General features: G+C 58.9%; 15 protein-coding genes. 10 read left to right on the top strand and 5 right to left on the bottom strand.

Going from position 1 to position 18173, the window contains the following annotated elements; translation table 11 throughout:
• Positions 1-46: 46 nt before the first annotated feature.
• The 4 genes from B195_RS12675 to B195_RS12660 form a co-directional block, all read right to left on the bottom strand.
• Positions 47-613 carry an HNH endonuclease signature motif containing protein gene (locus B195_RS12675; protein ID WP_003445913.1) on the bottom strand — a complete coding sequence of 189 codons (567 nt, stop codon included), beginning with the start codon at positions 611-613 and terminating at the stop codon, positions 47-49.
• An 805-nt stretch (positions 614-1418) separates the two neighbouring features.
• Entirely contained in the window at positions 1419-2651 is a 1233-nt protein-coding gene (locus tag B195_RS12670; protein WP_003445911.1) for a tyrosine-type recombinase/integrase, read from the bottom strand.
• Between the two features lie 167 nt (positions 2652-2818).
• The gene (locus B195_RS12665) at positions 2819-4117 is read right to left on the bottom strand and encodes an amidohydrolase (protein ID WP_003445909.1); all 1299 of its coding nucleotides are present in this window, start codon (positions 4115-4117) and stop codon (positions 2819-2821) included.
• Positions 4118-4328: 211 nt separating this feature from the next.
• A complete protein-coding gene (locus B195_RS12660; protein ID WP_003445906.1) occupies positions 4329-5702 on the bottom strand; it encodes a PLP-dependent aminotransferase family protein in 1374 nt (457 codons plus the stop codon).
• A gap of 125 nt (positions 5703-5827) precedes the next feature.
• Between B195_RS12660 and B195_RS12655 the strand changes: the two genes are divergently transcribed.
• The 10 genes from B195_RS12655 (at position 5828) to ycaC (ending at position 17253) form a co-directional block, all read left to right on the top strand.
• A complete protein-coding gene (locus B195_RS12655) occupies positions 5828-7114 on the top strand; it encodes a hydroxymethylglutaryl-CoA reductase, degradative (protein ID WP_003445902.1) in 1287 nt (428 codons plus the stop codon).
• A gap of 146 nt (positions 7115-7260) precedes the next feature.
• Positions 7261-7719 (top strand): hypothetical protein, encoded by a 459-nt coding sequence (locus B195_RS12650; protein WP_003445900.1) that lies wholly within the window; start codon positions 7261-7263, stop codon positions 7717-7719.
• Positions 7716-9089 (top strand): tripartite tricarboxylate transporter permease, encoded by a 1374-nt coding sequence (locus B195_RS12645; protein ID WP_003445898.1) that lies wholly within the window; start codon positions 7716-7718, stop codon positions 9087-9089. Before B195_RS12650 ends, B195_RS12645 begins: the two co-directional genes overlap by 4 nt.
• Positions 9090-9318: 229 nt before the next feature.
• On the top strand, positions 9319-10356 hold the full coding sequence (locus B195_RS12640; protein WP_003445896.1) for an isopenicillin N synthase family oxygenase: 1038 nt from the start codon (positions 9319-9321) through the stop codon (positions 10354-10356).
• Between the two features lie 14 nt (positions 10357-10370).
• Positions 10371-11186 carry a MetQ/NlpA family ABC transporter substrate-binding protein gene (locus B195_RS12635; protein ID WP_003445894.1) on the top strand — a complete coding sequence of 272 codons (816 nt, stop codon included), beginning with the start codon at positions 10371-10373 and terminating at the stop codon, positions 11184-11186.
• Positions 11183-11929: a methionine ABC transporter ATP-binding protein gene (locus B195_RS12630; protein WP_003445891.1), complete on the top strand. Its 747-nt coding sequence runs from the start codon at positions 11183-11185 to the stop codon at positions 11927-11929. Before B195_RS12635 ends, B195_RS12630 begins: the two co-directional genes overlap by 4 nt.
• Entirely contained in the window at positions 11926-12591 is a 666-nt protein-coding gene (locus B195_RS12625; RefSeq protein ID WP_003445889.1) for a methionine ABC transporter permease, read from the top strand. Before B195_RS12630 ends, B195_RS12625 begins: the two co-directional genes overlap by 4 nt.
• A 161-nt stretch (positions 12592-12752) precedes the next feature.
• Positions 12753-14567 carry a gamma-glutamyltransferase gene (gene ggt / locus B195_RS12620; RefSeq protein WP_003445887.1) on the top strand — a complete coding sequence of 605 codons (1815 nt, stop codon included), beginning with the start codon at positions 12753-12755 and terminating at the stop codon, positions 14565-14567.
• 999 nt (positions 14568-15566) lie between these two features.
• Positions 15567-16220: a hypothetical protein gene (locus tag B195_RS12615; RefSeq protein WP_003445885.1), complete on the top strand. Its 654-nt coding sequence runs from the start codon at positions 15567-15569 to the stop codon at positions 16218-16220.
• A gap of 406 nt (positions 16221-16626) precedes the next feature.
• Positions 16627-17253 (top strand): isochorismate family cysteine hydrolase YcaC, encoded by a 627-nt coding sequence (ycaC, locus tag B195_RS12610; protein ID WP_003445884.1) that lies wholly within the window; start codon positions 16627-16629, stop codon positions 17251-17253.
• A 93-nt stretch (positions 17254-17346) separates the two neighbouring features.
• Here the strand turns inward: ycaC and B195_RS12605 are convergent, their stop codons facing one another.
• Positions 17347-18141, bottom strand: a complete 795-nt coding sequence (locus tag B195_RS12605) for a transporter (RefSeq protein ID WP_255401995.1) — start codon at positions 18139-18141, stop codon at positions 17347-17349.
• Positions 18142-18173: the final 32 nt, after the last annotated feature.

Genomic DNA, 18173 nt, shown 5'->3' with positions numbered 1-18173 from the left:
AGAAAGCCCCAAGGCGTAAGGGCCTCAGGGCATTCTTAAAGGTGACTCAGGGGTGACCTGTATCGGGACCCATAACGGCCTCATCAGGGACAGCACTGTAGAAGCTGGACACGTTGGCAAACTCACCGTGTGCCTCAAGGATGGCGTCATGGGCGATTGCTATGGCGTTGTTTATCAGCTCGCTGGAGTCGTCATTGAATATGGAGAACGACTTAATCAATCGCACCTTATCCACGGTGACAATCACCTGACCAACATCGGACAGGGACACAGACTTAGGCAGGAAGCGCCTACCTTTACCTGACTGGTTCAGACCGTTCTGCATGGTCGTGGCGAGGCGTAGGTTAGCGCGGCGGTTATCAGTCACATCACCGTTCCGATGGTCGATAACGTGGGCAGCCGGGATAGGACCGTTAACCATCTCCCAGATGATACGGTGGACCATGTAGGCCTTGCGCTTATAGCAGACCTTCCAGTAACCCATAGTGTCCTTAGAGCCCACGCGCAGATCAGGGCGCCGACCTGTGCCGGAGACCAGCCACTTAAGGCCAGACTCAGAGGTTGGGTCGATTACAAACAGCTCGTGGAAGTTGACAGCAGAAGTAGTTGTCATGGTAGTGATTCCTTTTTGAATGCTCCCTAAGTTCGCACCCATTGCCGACCGTCAAGACCCCACTACGGGCATCGACATTGGCTCAAGGAGCATTCAGAAAGACTTGACGGATTTAATGACCCTGCGACAGGTCGTGAGTTGAGAGGTAAAGAATGTGTGTGCATCCTTCCCGTTTCAGTGAGGGGATTTAAGTTGGTCATCTTTGAGGCCAGATTGGATATCTCAGTTAAGTTAAGGACCGGGCAGTCACCTCTAAGGACCTCGACGGGTAGACCCTTAAGACCAGTGATTGGACTTGGCGAGACTAAGAGTGGACTTTAAGTTGCTCTTTTAATTGTGTTCGATAGAGCCAGTTTCTTTATCTTAATGGTCTTTAAGAGTTACTTTCTTAAAGATTAATATAATGAATAATATAAAGAGTTGCTCTTAGAGTATCTTTAAGGTCTTTAAGTAAAAGGCCCTGTGACCATGCGATCAGTGATAGGAGGCCCAAACCTATCAAGGGTCCATCACACCCCATTCAGGGCAGACAGACAGAATCGCTATGGTGGTCCCCAGTGCTGGACCCAACGGTCTCCCTTAGGAGCGTTGCTTAGGTGCTTGAGAGTCTGGATATGGTGGTCACTGTACGCTCAAGCCTTGCTCAGCTCAGCAACCTTTGAGGTCACTGGCTGGCACTGGTGGGGATTGGCATGAGTTCTTCCCCTCTAAGTGAGGGTATTTAGAGTGATGGTGTTAAAGAGGTGATTCAGACACAAGAAAGGGCACCCTAAGGCACCCTTCAGTCTCACCCACCTCATGCCTATCAGTCGGCCTTGCGGACCACCAACAGAGCCTTGACGAGCCTCTCAAGGTCTACCCCAGCGCCACCACCGTACAGGTCATAGCTGATGGACCCTGATGAGTGCCCAAGGATCTCCTGTGCCGTCCCCAATGGGCACCCTGAGGCCTTAAGGTCAGACGCCAGTGAGTGGCGCAGTGAGTGGAACGACAGGGAGCCCTTAGTGGTGGTCCCCAGAGTGGCCCTAATGAGGTTGTTAAGGATGTAACAGAACCGTGTATAGGCAGGCTTAAAGATGGGCCCAGTGGTCTCAGAGAGGGCCTGTAGGGTTTCCTCAGGGATGCCCACCACAGGGACCATGCGGCGACTGTAGGAGTTCTTAAGGGTCTTATCCCCATCATCATTAATGCTCATGGCCCACACCCCATTGACCTTATAGAAGTCCTTACCGGTCAACTGGTGGAGTTCCCCAATGCGAGCCCCCGTGGCGATACCTAAGGCCAATGCTACCTGTTCCCATTGTGTGCCCTTAGCGGACACCTTCAAGGCCTGTAGCTGGTCCTCAGAGAATGCAGCACGGCTGCTATCAGAGCCCTTAAGGATGGTCAGTTTCTTGTCATAGGAGGCAGCCAGCTCACCCACACTCACAGCCCATGTAAGGACAGAAGACAGGTGGACCAGTAGCTTGTTCACAGTGGAAGCCTTACGACCCACCAGCAGGCTCTCACGGAGTCCCACAAGGTCAGCCCGAGTGTGTGCCCTAAGGTCCAACTCACTGAGAGCCTCAGCGATGGTCGTAGTGTTGCTATTGAATCCCTTCAGGGAAGAGACCGAGAGGTCACCGCCGCGTTCTTTCAGGTAGGACTCAGAGAGGTCCTTAAAGCTCAGAGGTGCTTTACAGATCAAGGCAGGGACAGACGCCTGTACGGTTGGTGCCCTTTCAGGGCCCTTAAGCATCTCCAAGGTCCCCACAAGGCCTTTAAGATCCCCATGGATACGGCCTTGAGAGCCTCTGAGGACCTCTTGGGCAGCCGTTAAGGCCTTCGCTTGAGCCAACGTTAAGGGCATCGTCTTAGCGATCTCCTGTAGGTCCTCTGAGAGGTCAGACCATACGAGACCCATTGGGTCCTCAGAGGGAGACCATAGGGCACCCTCAGCGATGTCTATCAGGCGAGCTTTAAGGTCATCCCATGATGCCTCAGGGTTATCCAAGTGAAACGCCTTCAAGGTGCTCACAAGGTGTTTAGCGATGGTCATAGCGGTAGAGCGTCCAGTGGTCTTAAGGGAAAGCGTATAGGTCCTCTTAGTGCCCTTCAATCGTACCCTAAGTGAGTACCGGCCAGATTCCCTACGGTAGACCCAAGGTGTGGCAAGGTCTAACAGAGTTCTAACAGGGGACTTAAGGGATGCAGTCATCATTGGGTTCAATCACTCATGTTTACTGGCCTTTGATGCCGCGGTGGATAGTTGAGCACGAACTGCACGTGCGCCTTTACCCCTGTGGCCAGGGTCGCGTCATCGGCGGTGAAGTAGGGGCTGTGATTGTTGGGGGCCGAGGCCATGTCCTGGTCTGCGGGAGTGGCCCCCAGAAACACGAACAGCCCCGGGACCTTTTGCGCGTAATACGAGAAGTCTTCGCTGGGCGACAGCGAGGCGGGCAGCCGCTCAACCTTGCCCGGTGCTGCCAGCTCCAGTGCCGGCACCATGGCCTCGGTCAGGCCCGGGTTGTTGACGGTTACCGGGGTATGGTTGAGCAGCAAGAGATCGCCCCGGGTCTCATAGGCACTGGCAATGCCCTGAACCAGTGGCGGCATTTTTTTCAGGATGGTGTCGCGGATCGCCGGGCTGTTGCTGCGAATGGTCCCGGTGAGCTCGACTGACTGCGGGATGATGTTGCTGGCCGAGCCGCCATTGATGGTTCCGACACTGACCACGGCCATGCCCTGGCTCAGATCCGCACGGCGGCTCACCAAGGTCTGCAGACCACCAATGACGGCGCTGCTGGCAACAATCGGATCGGCTCCGCTCCAGGGTGCCGAGCCATGGGTTTGTTGACCGTTGAGGGTAATGCGGAACTGATCGCTGCTGTTAAGCACCGTGCCGGCCTTGTAGTACAGGTGCCCGGTGGGGTAGCCCGCCATCACGTGAACCCCGAAAATGGCTTCAACCTTGGGCGCGTCCAGTGCGCCGTCACGGATCATGGCCTGGGCACCGATCAGCGTATCGGTCTGCGAGTCATCCACATCGGCGGCGCCTTCTTCGGCCGGCTGGAACAGAAACACCACGGTACCGGCCACCTGGTCCCGATGCTCGGCCAGTACCCTGGCGGCACCCAACAGCATGGCGGTATGGGTGTCATGACCACAGGCATGCATCACCGGCACGGTTTTGCCCAGGCGTATGCCGGTGGCTTTACTGGCATAGGGCAGGTCGTTCATTTCCTTGACGGGCAGCGCGTCCATATCGGCACGCAGTGCAACCACCGGCCCGGGGAGGCCGCCCTTGAGCACACCGACCACGCCTGTTTTACCGACCTGGGTCCGCACTTCGATCCCCAGCGCCTTGAGCCGATCGGCCACCAGTGCAGCGGTTTTAACCTCCATATTGCCCAGTTCGGGGTTCTGGTGAATGGTGTGGCGCAGATCGATGACGTCCTGGTTGACCGAGGCGACCGCCGGGTCAACCCAGCTCAGGTCGGCGGCCTGGGTGGTGGTGGCAGTCATTGCGCTGATCAATGCAAGGTATAAGAGGCCAGGTCGTAGCGGCATGGGCATGCTGTTCACTTCTTGTTGTTGTGGATCCGCTCAGGGTATGTGGTTGCCCTGAGGGGTTCAAAGGCAGCCGGCCGATAGTGTTCGATTACCGGGCATTGGCGCCGGGCCACCATCGTTGCCATCGCGGGCAAACTCGCTCCTGCAGGGGCCGCGATGTTGCTCAGGTGTCTTTGAATACGGCCATCAGCAAGGGGTCATTCAGGTACGCCACATTGAGCCGGGTCCAGGGGTTGATCCGCGACTGCTCGGGGGAAAAGATGTGCCCCGGGGCGATCATGAAACCCTTGGGCAGCAGCTGCCGGGTCAGCTCCCGGGCATCGTCGATGTGCTTGAACCTGGCCCACAGGTAGAGGCTCTGCTCCGGACGGCAGAATACTTCGGCGCCGATCTCGTCGAGCATCTGCAGGCCGGCCGCCGTCGCAGCCTTGAGCCGCTCCTGCAGGCGGATCAGATGCCGCAGGAAATGCCCCTCGGTCAAAATCACATCCACCGTGCGCTCGCAGAACTCCGATGAGCTGGTATGCAACAGCATCTTCAGGTCACCCAGTTCGTCTATCAGTTCCTTGCTGCCGGCGATGAAACCGACCCTGAGCGCCGCCGAGACCGATTTCGAAAAGCTGCCCACATACAGCGAGTGCCTGAGCTGATCCAGTGCCGATACCTTGATGGCCGAAGCCGGCTTGAAGTCGGCCAGTGCATCGTCATCCACCAGAATCAAGTTGTGCGCCTGGGCCAGTTGCACCAGGCGATGGGCGATGCCTGGCGAGATATCGGAGCCGGTGGGGTTGTGCCCCACCGATTGAATGAAGAACAGCCTGGGCTTGTGCAGGCGCAGATGCTGCTCCAGTACTTCGATGTCCGGCCCTTCGGCTCGCCGCGGTACCGACAGCATGCGCGCACCTTGCAGTTGCAGCTTGCCGAACAGCGGGTAGTAGCCGGGGTCTTCCACCAGCACCGTATCGCCGGGGGCAATGAAGCGCCGGATGATCAGGTCCAGTGCGTGATTGGCGCCATGGGTGGTGACGATTTGCCGGGGTGTGGCGTTAATCGAATAGCTGGCCAGTTTCTGCACCAGATGCTGGCGCAAGCCGGCATTGCCCAGGCGGTTGCCATAGCGAAACAGCGTGCTGACGCCGGTGCGCATGATCTGTCGGGTGAATTTGTCCAGGCGCATATCCATCAGCCATTCCACCGGCGGGAAGCCCTCACCCAGGGGCGAATGCCCCGGCTCGCGGACAAATTGCTGGCGCATCAGCCAGACGGTGTCCATGGCCCTGGCGTAGGGCAAGGGTTCGTCGGCTTCGTGGCTGGCAAGCGCCCCCTGACGCACGAAAAATCCCTGCCCGTGGCGGGCTTCGACCAGCCCCTGGGACGCCAGCGATTCGTAGGCATTGATTACCGTGTTTTTCGAGTGGCCGAACAGGCGCATGCATTCGCGCAGCGACGGCAACCGATCCCCGGCGCGATAGGTCCCATTGCCGATTTGCTCGCACAACGAAGCAGCCAGTTGCTGGGGGAGTGTCAGGCGCGTCATGGTCCGGAGTCTCAGAAATCAGAGGAGGGTACAGCTTGGGTACTGTTTGTCCGAACTGTACCTTTTACCCGGGGCCAAGGCGAATTAGGGTGCAGGTCAAACAATAAAGACCACAGGATTTGTTTATGAGCCTTGATTCGCGCCTTCCGATGTTCCGCAGCATGACCCCGTCCGCGCGTCTGGGGCACTTGCAAGAGGTGCTCAAACTGAGCGCCGAGGACGTTGCCCTGCTCAGCGATGCGGGTGCACTGGCGCTGGAAGTCGCCGACGGGATGATCGAAAACGTCATAGGGACCTTTGAACTGCCCTACGCGGTTGCCAGCAATTTCCAGATCAATGGCCGCGATGTGATAGTGCCGATGGTGGTGGAAGAACCTTCGGTGGTGGCTGCGGCGTCCTTCATGGCGAAATTGGCGCGCGAGGCCGGGGGCTTTCAGACTTCAAGTTCGCTACCGCTGATGCGGGCCCAGGTACAGATTGTCGAGGTTCCGGACCCGTACAACGCCCGCCTGAGTCTGATGCGGCGCAAGGACGAAATCATCGAGCTGGCCAACCGCAAGGATCAGTTGCTCAACAGGCTCGGCGGCGGTTGCCGCGATATCGAGGTGCATACCTTCGCCCAAAGCCCGCGCGGGCCGATGCTGGTTGCCCACTTGATCGTCGATGTACGCGATGCCATGGGCGCCAACACCGTGAACACCATGGCCGAGGCCGTGGCTCCGTTGATGGAAGAGATCACCGGCGGCAAGGTGCGGCTGCGGATTCTTTCCAACCTCGCCGACCTGCGTCTGGCCCGGGCCCAGATCCGCGTGGCACCGCAGTTGCTGACCACGGCTTCGTTCAAGGGCGAGGACGTGATTGAGGGCATTCTCGATGCCTACAATTTTGCGGTGGTTGACCCTTACCGCGCCGCCACCCACAACAAAGGCATCATGAACGGGATCGACCCGCTGATCGTTGCCACGGGCAATGACTGGCGGGCGGTGGAGGCGGGTGCCCACGCTTATGCCTGTCGCAATGGTCATTACGGCTCCCTGACCACCTGGGAAAAAGACACCGCAGGCAATCTGGTGGGCACCCTGGAAATGCCCATGCCTGTGGGCCTGGTGGGCGGCGCCACCAAAACCCATCCGCTGGCCCAACTATCGTTGCGCATCCTGGGGGTGAAGACTGCCCAGGAACTGGCCGAAATTGCCGTGGCCGTAGGCCTGGCGCAAAACCTCGGCGCATTGCGGGCGCTGTCTACCGAAGGCATTCAACGTGGACATATGGCCTTGCACGCCCGCAACATCGCCCTGTCTGCGGGGGCCCGTGGCGAAGAGGTGAGCTGGCTGGTGGCACAAATGGTCGAGGCCGGTGATGTGCGTGCCGACCATGCGGCCACCTTGCTCAAACACAAGCGCGGGCTGTAGGACTGCCCCGCCAACCCTGTAGGAGCGAGCTCTTGGTCGCCGGGTTGAAAAAGCTCGCGAGCAAGCTCGCTCCTACAGACAAGATGGCCCCTGCCGGGGTAGGCGCCATCTCTTCATCTCCATAACAATAAAAGTGGGAGAACTCTTTGAAACCCGAACTCTACGAAGTATGGGGCGACACGGTCGATGCCCGTCACCTGGTGTACGCCATTGGCATTGGCGCAGTGGTCAGCCTCAGCGCATTTTTCGTCGCCCAGCACTTTCTGCTGATGTGGGTGGAGTCGGCGCAGATGGCACGGGCCTACGCCATGCTGGTGGGCATCCTCGGCTGTCTGGCAGGCGGGGCCATCAGTGCCACCCTGTTTAAACCCAAGCGCCATGTGGTGGAACATCAGGCTGACCCGGCATGGCGCGCGCAAGTGCTGGTGGAATTGCAGAACGAGTTCGGCGACCTCGGGCGGCTCGCTGACTTGCCGCCAGAAACCGTGGCCGAGCTTCGGGAAATGGACCTCTACGATCTGTTCGCCAACTATGAAAAGGACCTGGCTGCAGCCCCGGTCGCTGATGCGGCCAGTGGCCTGAGTGTCAGTGGGAGCCGGTCATGATCGCGCCCTTGCTGGAGCAGATTGTTATCGCCCTGGGCATGGGCATTTTGGGCGCAGTGATTTTTGCCGGTATCGGGCTGATCTCCGGCAGCGATGAAACCACGACCCTGGCCCCTTTGACCCTGCTGGTGGTGTTGCTCGGGGTTCCGGCCCCCGGCGTGCTGACCTTTTTTCTCGCCGGCGCCGTGGCCAAACACATGACCCACGCCGTGCCCACTGCACTGCTGGGTATCCCCGGCGACACCCTGGCCACACCGCTGATGCGCGAAGCCAACCTGTTGCGCAAGCTCGGGGTGCCGCATATCGCCTTGCGCAAGATGATCTCGGGGGCGGTGATCGCCGCCTTGATCGCGGTGCCGATGGCCGTGTTGTTCGCGGTGATGCTGGCGCCGTTCGGCGATGCCATCAAGCGCAGTGCGCCGTGGATTTTCCTGGCGGCGGCGATTGCCATTGCCTGGTTTTCCAAGGGCCGGCTGGCGGCCGTACTGGCCTTGATTCCCTTTGTGCTGATCATCCTCGGTTTGCAAGCCCTCACCGGGCAATTCGGGGTCAAGCTCAGCGTCAGTTACTTTCTGGGCATTGCCATAGGCCCGTTGATCGCGGCCCTGTTCGCCTTGCTTGCACCTGACGAGCGCCGCAGCATGCGTCGCAGCGAAGTGCGCACTTTCTCCCTGTCACCGGATGTCAAAAGCGCCGGTGGCTACTTCCCCAATCCGTTGAAGGTGCTCGACAGCCAGCAAAGCCGCTGGACCGCCATCACTGCGGTAATTTCCAGCGCCACCTTTGTCTTCAGCCCGGTGGCCATGACCGTGATTCTGGGGGAACTGGTCGGCTCCAGAATCAAGCATGTCTACCATCGCCTGACCACGGTGATCACTGCGCGCAACGGGGTGACGGAGTCGACCTACATCGCCGAAGCGCTGATCCCGCTGATTGCCTTCGGACTGCCCCTCAGCCCGGTGGCGGCGGGCCCGGCAGCACCGCTGTTCAATGCACCGCCACGCTTTACTGTGGACTCGGCCACCGGTGAGGTGCACAACCTGCACACGCTGCTCAGCACCTGGGAGTTTTTCGGCTACGGCATGCTGGCGGTGATCGTTGCGATTCTGATCGCCTATCCATTCACCATGAACTACGCCTACCGTGCGGCTTCCTGGGTCACGCGCAAGATCAGCCACGAGGCGGTAATCGCCACCTTTGTGGGGCTGATACTGGTGATCGGCATTTGGGAAGGCGGCTTGCTGGGGCTGCTGGTGATCGTCACCGTGGGGCTGCTGGGCGGGTTCCTCTCGCGTTTTCTGGGCTTCAACATCGGTGTGCAGTTCATGGGCTACTACACCGCCGTACTGACCGTGCCGGCGCTGCTATGACTCTGTAGAAGCGAGCTTGCTCGCGAGCTCCTGGTCTTGAAATAGCTCGCTCCTACAGGTTGGAAGGGCAAAAAATCATAAATTCGAAAAGCCCCGCCCGGGGCTTTTTTTATGCCTAAGGTAATGCGAATAAGTTATTGGCTGACTCTTTTTAAGATCGTTTAGCTTTAAGTCATCGCCGGTACAAACCGGTAAACGTCTTTTTGTTGATTCTTGGGGGGAGTGAGCCATGCCGTATACACGGGACATTAGCGCCTTGCCGATTCTGGATCTGTCTTTGCTGGACGGTAGTGCGCTCCAGCGTCAGGGGTTTCTTGACGATCTGCGCCACGCCGCGCGGGATGTCGGTTTTTTCTATCTGACCGGGCATGGCATCGACAGCGGGTTGTTGCAGCAGGTACAGGCCAGCGCCCGGCAATTTTTTGCCTTGCCGGAGAGCGAAAAAACCGCGGTGGGCATGATCAATTCACCGCACTTTCGCGGCTACAACCGCGCCGCTTCCGAGATCACCCGGGGTCAGCCCGATCTGCGTGAGCAGTTCGATGTGGGCGCCGAAAGAGCAGTGCTGCCCAGCGCTGACAACAGCCCCTGGTGGGCTCGCCTGCAAGGCCCTAACCAGTGGCCGGCGGCGCTGCCCGAACTGAAACCGTTGCTGCTTGACTGGCAGCAAGCCATGACCGGCATGTCACTGCGGTTGCTGCGGGCCTTTGCCGAGGCGTTGTCGCTACCGCAGGACGCTTTCGACCGCTTGTACGGCGATAAGCCCAATGAGCATGTCAAGTTGATGCGCTATCCGGGACAGGCGCCAGAGCAAAGCAATCAGGGGGTGGGGGCGCACAAGGATTCGGGCTTCCTCAGCTTTCTGCTGCAGGACCGCCAGGGCGGTCTGCAAGTGGAGATTGAAGAGGGGCGCTGGATCGATGCACTGCCGCTGGACAACACCCTGGTGGTGAATATCGGTGAGCTGCTGGAGCTGGCCACCAACGGCTATCTGCGTGCCACGGTGCACCGGGTGGTGTCACCGCCCGTGGGCAGTGAGCGGCTGTCGATTGCATTCTTCCTCGGCGCGCAACTGGATGCCGTGGTGCCGCTGTATCCATTGCCCACGGTATTGCTGCGTGAGGCGCGGGGACCGGTCAGCGATCCGGATAACCCGTTGTTCCGTGATGTGGGCTGGAACTATCTCAAGGGCCGCCTGCGCTCGCACCCTGATGTTGCCCGGCGCTACTACGCCGACGCCCTGATTCCCAACGCGCTGAGCGCTTGATTAAGGACTGCACCATGTTCAAAAAAACTGGCTTGACCCTGGCTGTGCTTGGCGCGTTGCTGACTTCCTTCGGTGCCCTGGCCCAGGAACCGTTGCGGGTGGCAGTGGACCCGGTACCCCATGCGCAAATCCTGGCGTATGTACAAAAAATCGATCCGCAGTTGAATCTCAAGGTGATCGAGATCCCCAATGGGGTGAACTCCAATGAGCTGCTGGCCCATGGTGAGGTGGATGCCAACTATTTTCAGCATCTGCCGTATCTGAAAACCCAGGAGCAGGCCCTCGGGCAAAAATTTGTGGTGGCGGCCACGGTGCATATCGAGCCACTGGGGATTTATTCCCATCGTCACAAGACCTTCGCCGAGGTGCCGCAACAAGGTACGGTCGCCGTGCCTAACAACGTCACCAACCTCAGTCGCTCACTGTACCTGCTGCAGGACAACGGGCTGATCAAGCTCAAGTCCGGTTTCAATGACCCGGCCAGCGATCAGGCGACGCTCAAGGACATTGCCGAAAACCCGAAACAGCTGAAGATCCTGGAAATCGAATCGCCGCAGATTCCCCGCGCCCTGGATGATGTGGACCTGGCGGTGATCAACGGCAACTACGCGCTTGAAGCAGGCCTGGTGCCGGCCAAGGATGCGCTGGGGCTGGAGAAAGCCGAGGGTAACCCCTACGCCAATATTCTGGTGACCGTCCCGAAACTGCAGGACGACCCGCGAATCAGACAGCTGGCCAAAGACCTGACTTCCCCAGAGGTTGCCAAGTACATCAACGACACTTTCTCGGGCTCGGTGCTTGCGGTCGCGGTCCCGGACAGCAAGCCATGATTGTCGTCGAGCAGTTGAGCAAAACCTACGCGCCCGGGCAGCCGCCGGCGCTGGATCAGGTGTCGCTGAGCATTGCCGATGGCGCGATTTTCGGGATTCTCGGGCGTAGCGGGGCGGGCAAGTCGACGTTGCTGCGGTGTCTCAATCTGCTCGAACGCCCCAGCTCCGGGCGCATTCTGCTGGATGGTGCTGACCTGACGGCCCTGTCTGACGCTGAACTGCGCCGTCAGCGTCAGCGCATCGGCATGATTTTTCAGGGTTTCAATCTGCTGCACTCACGCAATGTCTTCGACAACGTGGCCGTGCCCCTGGAGATTGCCCGGGTGAGTAAAGAGCAGCGCCACAGCCGGGTCCGCGAGTTGCTGGATCTGGTGGGCCTGAGCGACAAGGCACAGGCGTTTCCATCGCAGCTGTCCGGCGGGCAAAAACAGCGGGTCGGTATTGCCCGGGCCCTGGCTGGACGCCCGGCTTACATCCTGTCGGATGAAGCCACCAGCGCTCTGGACCCGGAAACCACGGATTCGATTCTGCAATTGCTGCGCAATATCAACCGGCAATTGGGGGTGACCATCGTGTTGATCACCCACGAACTGGAGGTGGTCAAGGCCATTTGCGACAGCGCAGTGTCCCTGGCCGCCGGACGCATAGTGGAGAGCGGCAGCCTGGTGCAGTTGCAGGCTGACCCGTCGTCAAAACTGGGGCGTTTACTGGCTCCGGGTCTGCAAGTGGTGAGGGCAGGATGAAAACGGACTGGCATGACATTCTTCAACTGTTGCTCACCGCCACTGGCGAAACCCTGTACATGGTGCTGCTGGCCGCACTCTTCACCGTGCTGATCGGCCTGCCGCTGGGGGTGCTGCTGTTCATCAGCCGTCGCGACGGGTTGTTTCCCTTGCCACGCCTTAACCGGGTGCTGGGGGCGGTGATCAACCTGGGGCGCTCGTTGCCCTTTGTGGTGCTGCTGATTGCCCTGATCCCGCTGACCCGGTTGCTGGTGGGCACCACCCTGGGCAGCACGGCTGCGGTGGTGCCGATCACCATCGGGGCCTTTCCGTTTTTTGCCCGGATTGTCGAGAACGCGCTGGATGAAGTGGACAAGGGCCGGATCGAAGCAATCCTGGCGATGGGCGGCCACATTGGCCATGTGATTTTCAAGGTGCTATTGCCCGAAGCGCTGCCGGCCTTGTTGGCGGGCATTACCCTGACCCTGGTGATGCTGATCGGCTTTTCATCCATGGCCGGGGTCATTGGTGGTGGCGGCCTGGGTGACCTGGCGATCCGTTATGGCTATCAGCGCTTCAATAATCAGGTGATGGTGGCCACGGTGGTGGTGCTGGTGATTCTGGTACAGAGCGTGCAAAGCCTGGGTGACGGGCTGGTGCGGTCACTGGCCCATCGGCGCTGAAGGATCGAGGGCAGGCAGTCTCAGGCCATAATTTTTTCTTTGCCAGGCTGGCGATGTGATGCAGGATCACGTCCAGCCGTACCTCTCAAGTCGCGACTTTTGAGGGTTTGCGTTCAGGCCGTTGGGCCGCGCATTACCAAGCAAGGAAGAAGGAAGCCCTTTTGACCATTACCCTGTGTGCTAAAAAAAATAATCTTTATGTGATTGGTTTGTCGGCTCTGGCCCTCTTGATCGGGGGGTGCCGCAGCGAGAGTCCGGAGCTTGAAAAAACCTCCGGATTGCCGCCTGCCCCCGAGATTGGCTCTGGTTATCGCAACGATATGGTCCCTGTGCATGCGGCGCGTCATATGGCTGCGGCAGCCAACCCGCTGGCAACCGCGGCGGGACAGCAGATGCTGCGCAAAGGCGGGTCTGCGATCGACGCGGCCATTGCCATGCAGGCGGTACTGACCCTGGTTGAACCCCAGGCCAGCGGCATCGGCGGCGGTGCTTTCATCATGTATTGGGACGGACACAAAGTGCAGGCCTTCGATGGCCGGGAAACGGCACCGGCCGGCGCCGACGGGCGCATGTTCCTCAATCCGGCCGGCCAGCCGATGGCCTTTGCCGACGCCCAGATCGGTGGGCTGTCGGTGGGCGTGCCTGGAGTGCTGAGGGCGCTGGAAATGGCCCATGCCCAACATGGCAAATTGCCCTGGAATGAGCTGTTCCAGCCTGCGATCCAATTGGCCAGAGACGGTTTTCCGGTGTCTCCCCGTTTGCACGCGCAAATCGCCTCTGACAAGTTCATCGCCCAGTCGCCGGCACTGGCCAAATACCTGCTCACGGCCCAGGGTCAGCCCTTGCCGGTGGGCACGTTGCTGAAGAATCCGGAACTGGCACTAACCCTCCAGGCCATTGCCGATCGGGGCGTGGATGCGTTCTATCAGGGCGCAGTTGCACAAGGGATGGTTGATCAGGTCAACGCCCATCCCAACCCGGGTTCGTTGTCGTTAGCCGATATCAGTGGCTACCGGGCCAAAGAGCGTCACCCGGTATGTGGTGATTACAAACAGTGGCGTGTGTGCGGCATGCCGCCGCCTTCTTCCGGTGGCGTTGCCGTGTTGCAGACACTGGGCATTCTTGATGCCTTGCAACGCAAATCTGCCGCCCTGGACCTGGCCACCATGCCTCCTGTTGGCCTGCAGCCAACGGCCACTGCAGTGCACCTGATGGCAGAGGCCGAGCGTCTGGCCTATGCCGACCGTGCGCAGTACCTGGCGGACAGCGACTTCGTTCCGGTGAACGTTAAAGGCCTGACCGACAGAGCCTATCTGGAGGCCAGGGCGACCCTGATCGGTGACAAGAGCATGGGCCGTGCGCAAGCCGGTACACCACCGGGAATCAATCTCGCGCTGGCGCCTGATCGCTCGCCGCTGCGCATTTCGACTTCGCAAATAGCGGCTGTCGACGATCAGGGGGGCGCCATTTCGATGACCACCTCGGTTGAATCGGCGTTTGGTTCACATGTCATGAGCAACGGCTTCATTCTCAACAACCAGCTCACTGACTTTTCCTTTGTTGCGGATGAAAACGGCAAACCGGTTGCCAACCGTATCGAGCCGGGCAAGCGACCACGTTCTTCAATGGCGCCGACCCTGGTGTTTGATCGCAACACCGGCGCCCTGGTTGCCACCATTGGTTCCCCTGGCGGTTCGCAGATCATCGAATACGTGAACAAGGCGGTGGTGGGGCTTGTGGACTGGAAGCTCAACCCGCAGGACGCCATCGGGCTGCCCAACTTTGGCAGTCGCAATGTGGACACCGAGGTCGAGGCCGGACGAGTCAGCCCGGCACTGATACAGCAGTTGAAAGATCGCGGGCATGAGGTGTCCGCCATCGAAATGACCAGCGGGACCCAGATCATCGTTCGTGATCAGAACGGCTGGGCCGCCGGTGCCGATCCCCGCCGCGAAGGTACAGCATTGGGCGATTGAGGCTGGTAGTTGAACAAGAGCGGAGCTCCACTGTAGGAGCGAGCTTGCCTCGCGATGGCGTAATGTCAGCGCCGGATGTATTGACTGACCCACCGCCATCGCTGGCAAGCCAGCTCCCACAGAGGAGGGGCGATAGCAGCATTTGTAGGAGCGAGCTTGCCTCGCGATGACGCAATGTCATTGCCGGATATATTGACTGACCCACCGCCATCGCTGGCAAGCCAGCTCCCACAGGTTGATAGCGGCATTTGTGGGAGCGAGCTTGCTCGCGATGGCGCAATGTCATTGCCGGGTGTATTGACTGACCCACCGCCATCGCTGGCAAGCCAGCTCCCACAGAGGAGGGGCGATAGCAGCATTTGTAGGAGCGAGCTTGCCTCGCGATGACGCAATGTCAGCGCCGGATGTATTGACTGACCCACCGCCATCGCTGGCAAGCCAGCTCCCACAGAGGAGGGGCGATAGCAGCATTTGTAGGAGCGAGCTTGCCTCGCGATGGCGCAATGTCAGCGCCGGATACATTGACTGACTCACCGCCATCGCTGGCAAGCCAGCTCCCACAGAGGAGGGGCGATAGCAGCATTTGTAGGAGCGAGCTTGCCTCGCGATGGCGTAATGTCATTGCCGGATGTATTGACTGACCCACCGCCATCGCTGGCAAGCCAGCTCCCACAGGTTGGGCGCGGCATGCGGCACCATGGCCTCCCGCACAAAGCCACGACTGCCTCGTAAACCCGGGGTCATTGAACTGGGGGGAATTGGGTAATTTGCCAAGGCTTCCAGGTCTGCATCGGAGTGCGATCTGCCGGACGACATTCAGATTACACTCCGATGCGACCTCCCGTGAGGGATCGGGCAGTTAGCGACAGGCTGTCGTTGGCGCTGGTTGTTCTATGGGAACCTTCATATCTGATTGAAGCTTGATTGCAATGATCTGCACTGTTTTCTACAGGTTTATTTGCATGCAGGGATGGCGTAGTTAACGGAGTAGGCATAACGATGATTGTGGTTGTTGAAGGTATCAGCGCCAGCGGGAAAACCACCTGGTGCGCCCAGCATGGAGGGCAGCATGTCATCCCTGAAAACGGCCGTTTTGAGAACGAGCCGGACCGGATAAAAGATCCAGCCGGTGCAGCGGCTTTTTGGGCAGAGCGAAACGTGGATCGCTGGCAAACGGCGCTGGCCATGGAGGCCGCTTATTCATGGGCGGTGTGTGACAGTGACCCCCTCAAGCTCCACTACATTTGGACTCTTTGGCAGATCGGCGAGGCGAGCGAACACGACTGGCGAATAGAGCTGGAGGCCACAAGAGAAACGATCGCCCAAGGACGTATCGGCTTTGCTGACTGTTACATTGTCGGCCCCATAGATCCTCGGCTCGCACGCGAGCGAGCCAGGTCCGACACCACCCGCCGCCGGAGCAAGTTCGAGCTGCACGTGCGCCTCCAGCAAGCTCTGCTTGGCTGGTACTCAGCTATGGATGAAGTGTTCCCCGGCAGAGTGCGATTCGGGTTTCCTGCACAAATGCCCACCGTGAAAAGCCTTGATGGCAGATATGCGGTGGCGGCCTTTGATCAAATGATCGCACTGCTCCCGCGATCCGGTTTGTTGTTCCAGGCACCCATCAGCAGCACATCATGTTCAGCGCAGTAGCCGCAGAGTTGTGGTTGCCCATGCACCGGGCAATATCAGTGCGAAAAGGTTCAGGCGATGGGGCGACTGACTCATAAGGCATGCTTGCTTACTGGATCACCTTTTGCAGTTGAGTCGCAGAAAGATAGCCCAAGTTTTGAGCTGTAACCCATGCACGCAGGCTTCGGGCCGACTGCAGCCAGTCACTATGGGTTGCAATCGTCCAGATGCTGGCGAGTAGGCTAAGGTTCACGCGCGCGATGACTCATTATCAGCTGCCGCCCGAGCGCTACATCGGAGCTCGGGAGGTGGTCAGGCATCACGAAGAGCTGGACTCCAAGGGTACGCAAGACACTAACGTACTCACAGGAAACTAACTTTACCGTGGAGGCTGCCTTGGCTTTCACAGTGGTCTAGGAGAAATCGAATGTCTGTCAAATACAAACGTCTGGACAAAGATCAAGCTGCCGTATTGTTAGTCGATCATCAAACAGGCCTGCTGTCTCTGGTGCGTGATATTGACCCCGACAAGTTCAAAAATAACGTATTGGCTTTGGCCGATCTTGCCAAGTACTTCAACCTTCCTACGATTCTGACAACCAGTTTCGAAGACGGTCCCAATGGCCCGTTAGTCCCTGAGTTAAAGGCAATTTTCCCTGATGCGCCTTACATCGCCCGTCCAGGGCAAATAAATGCCTGGGATAACGAAGACTTTGTAAAAGCAATCAAGGCTACAGGTAAAAAACAGCTGATTATTGCTGGGGTTGTTACCGAAGTGTGCGTCGCGTTCCCGGCACTTTCTGCGCTGGAGGCAGGCTTTGACGTGTTTGTGGTCACAGATGCTTCCGGAACATTCAACGAAATCACCCGGCACTCGGCATGGGATCGTATGTCCAGCTCTGGTGCCCAATTGATGACCTGGTTCGGTCTGGCTTGTGAGCTACATCGAGACTGGCGCAATGATGTGGAAGGACTGGGGGCGTTGTTTTCAAACCACATTCCTGACTACAGAAACCTGATCACTAGCTATACCAAGCTCACCACGGCCAAGTAAATCAATCGTCAGTGGGTTCCAATGGGCCCACTGACGCCAGTTACTCAGAATCGCCAAGCCAACCGCCCCGAAGCAGACAGTTACGCAACACGATTAACCAGGCAAAGGTATGGCCAAAGATAACCAGGTGTTCCAGCCCTCCGGACGGTTCCTTGCATCAAACTCGTAGTAGCCTTTGAGGTTGACGTACCAGAGGTCTTTGCCAACCTTGAAGAAATGCCCGGCCTGAGGCCCTACGGCGCTGACTTTTGATTTGAAGTCGCCCAGGGTGGCACCGCTGCCGCTATCCCCTGTGATCTGATTGAAGAAGTAGCCAACCACGCCCAACTGAGTCTGGCTTGTGATGAAGTGCGAAGCACTCCAATCCAGGTGGGCGTCGATGCCATTTTTATAATGGGTGTCCGGGTTCTTCCAGTTGTAGGTCATGCCCGCCACAACGGAAAACTCGTTGGTTTTGTCGAAGTAGGTGTAACCACCGCCGGCGTCCAGCGCGGCATGGCCGAGCCCGATGTTCACCAGGCGGTCAGGGTCATAGGCACCGACCGGCAGGTTACCCATGCTGTACGCCATGAGATTGTGCACGCCGTGGTTCCACTTCAGGGTACCCAGCAAGTAAACGTCGCTTGCACCCTTTAAACTGTCGTCCGTGCCACCGGAAAAACTTTTGCCACGGGGGCCGCTCAATGTTGCATCAACGCTGGCTTCGGACCTTCCAACGGCGGCTACCATCGAGATCGCCGCTTGAGCCCCGAGCAACGGCTCGGCGAATGTGTAGGTGGGACTGGCAAATAACAAATCAGCTTTCGCATCCAGCCCAAGTGTGGTTCGGCCGCCCCTGGGAAATGGCTTGCTGCCGCCATCGCTGGCGTTAACGTGGTAATAGACCAGTGGCAGGCTTCAGCCCGGGGCAGTGGGCGCCG

The sequence above is a fragment of the Pseudomonas sp. Lz4W genome, assembly GCF_000346225.2.
Classification (GTDB): Bacteria; Pseudomonadota; Gammaproteobacteria; order Pseudomonadales; family Pseudomonadaceae; genus Aquipseudomonas; species Aquipseudomonas paraversuta.
Note: the sequence above shows the minus strand (reverse complement) of the source record. Positions and strands in the feature narration are given on the sequence as shown.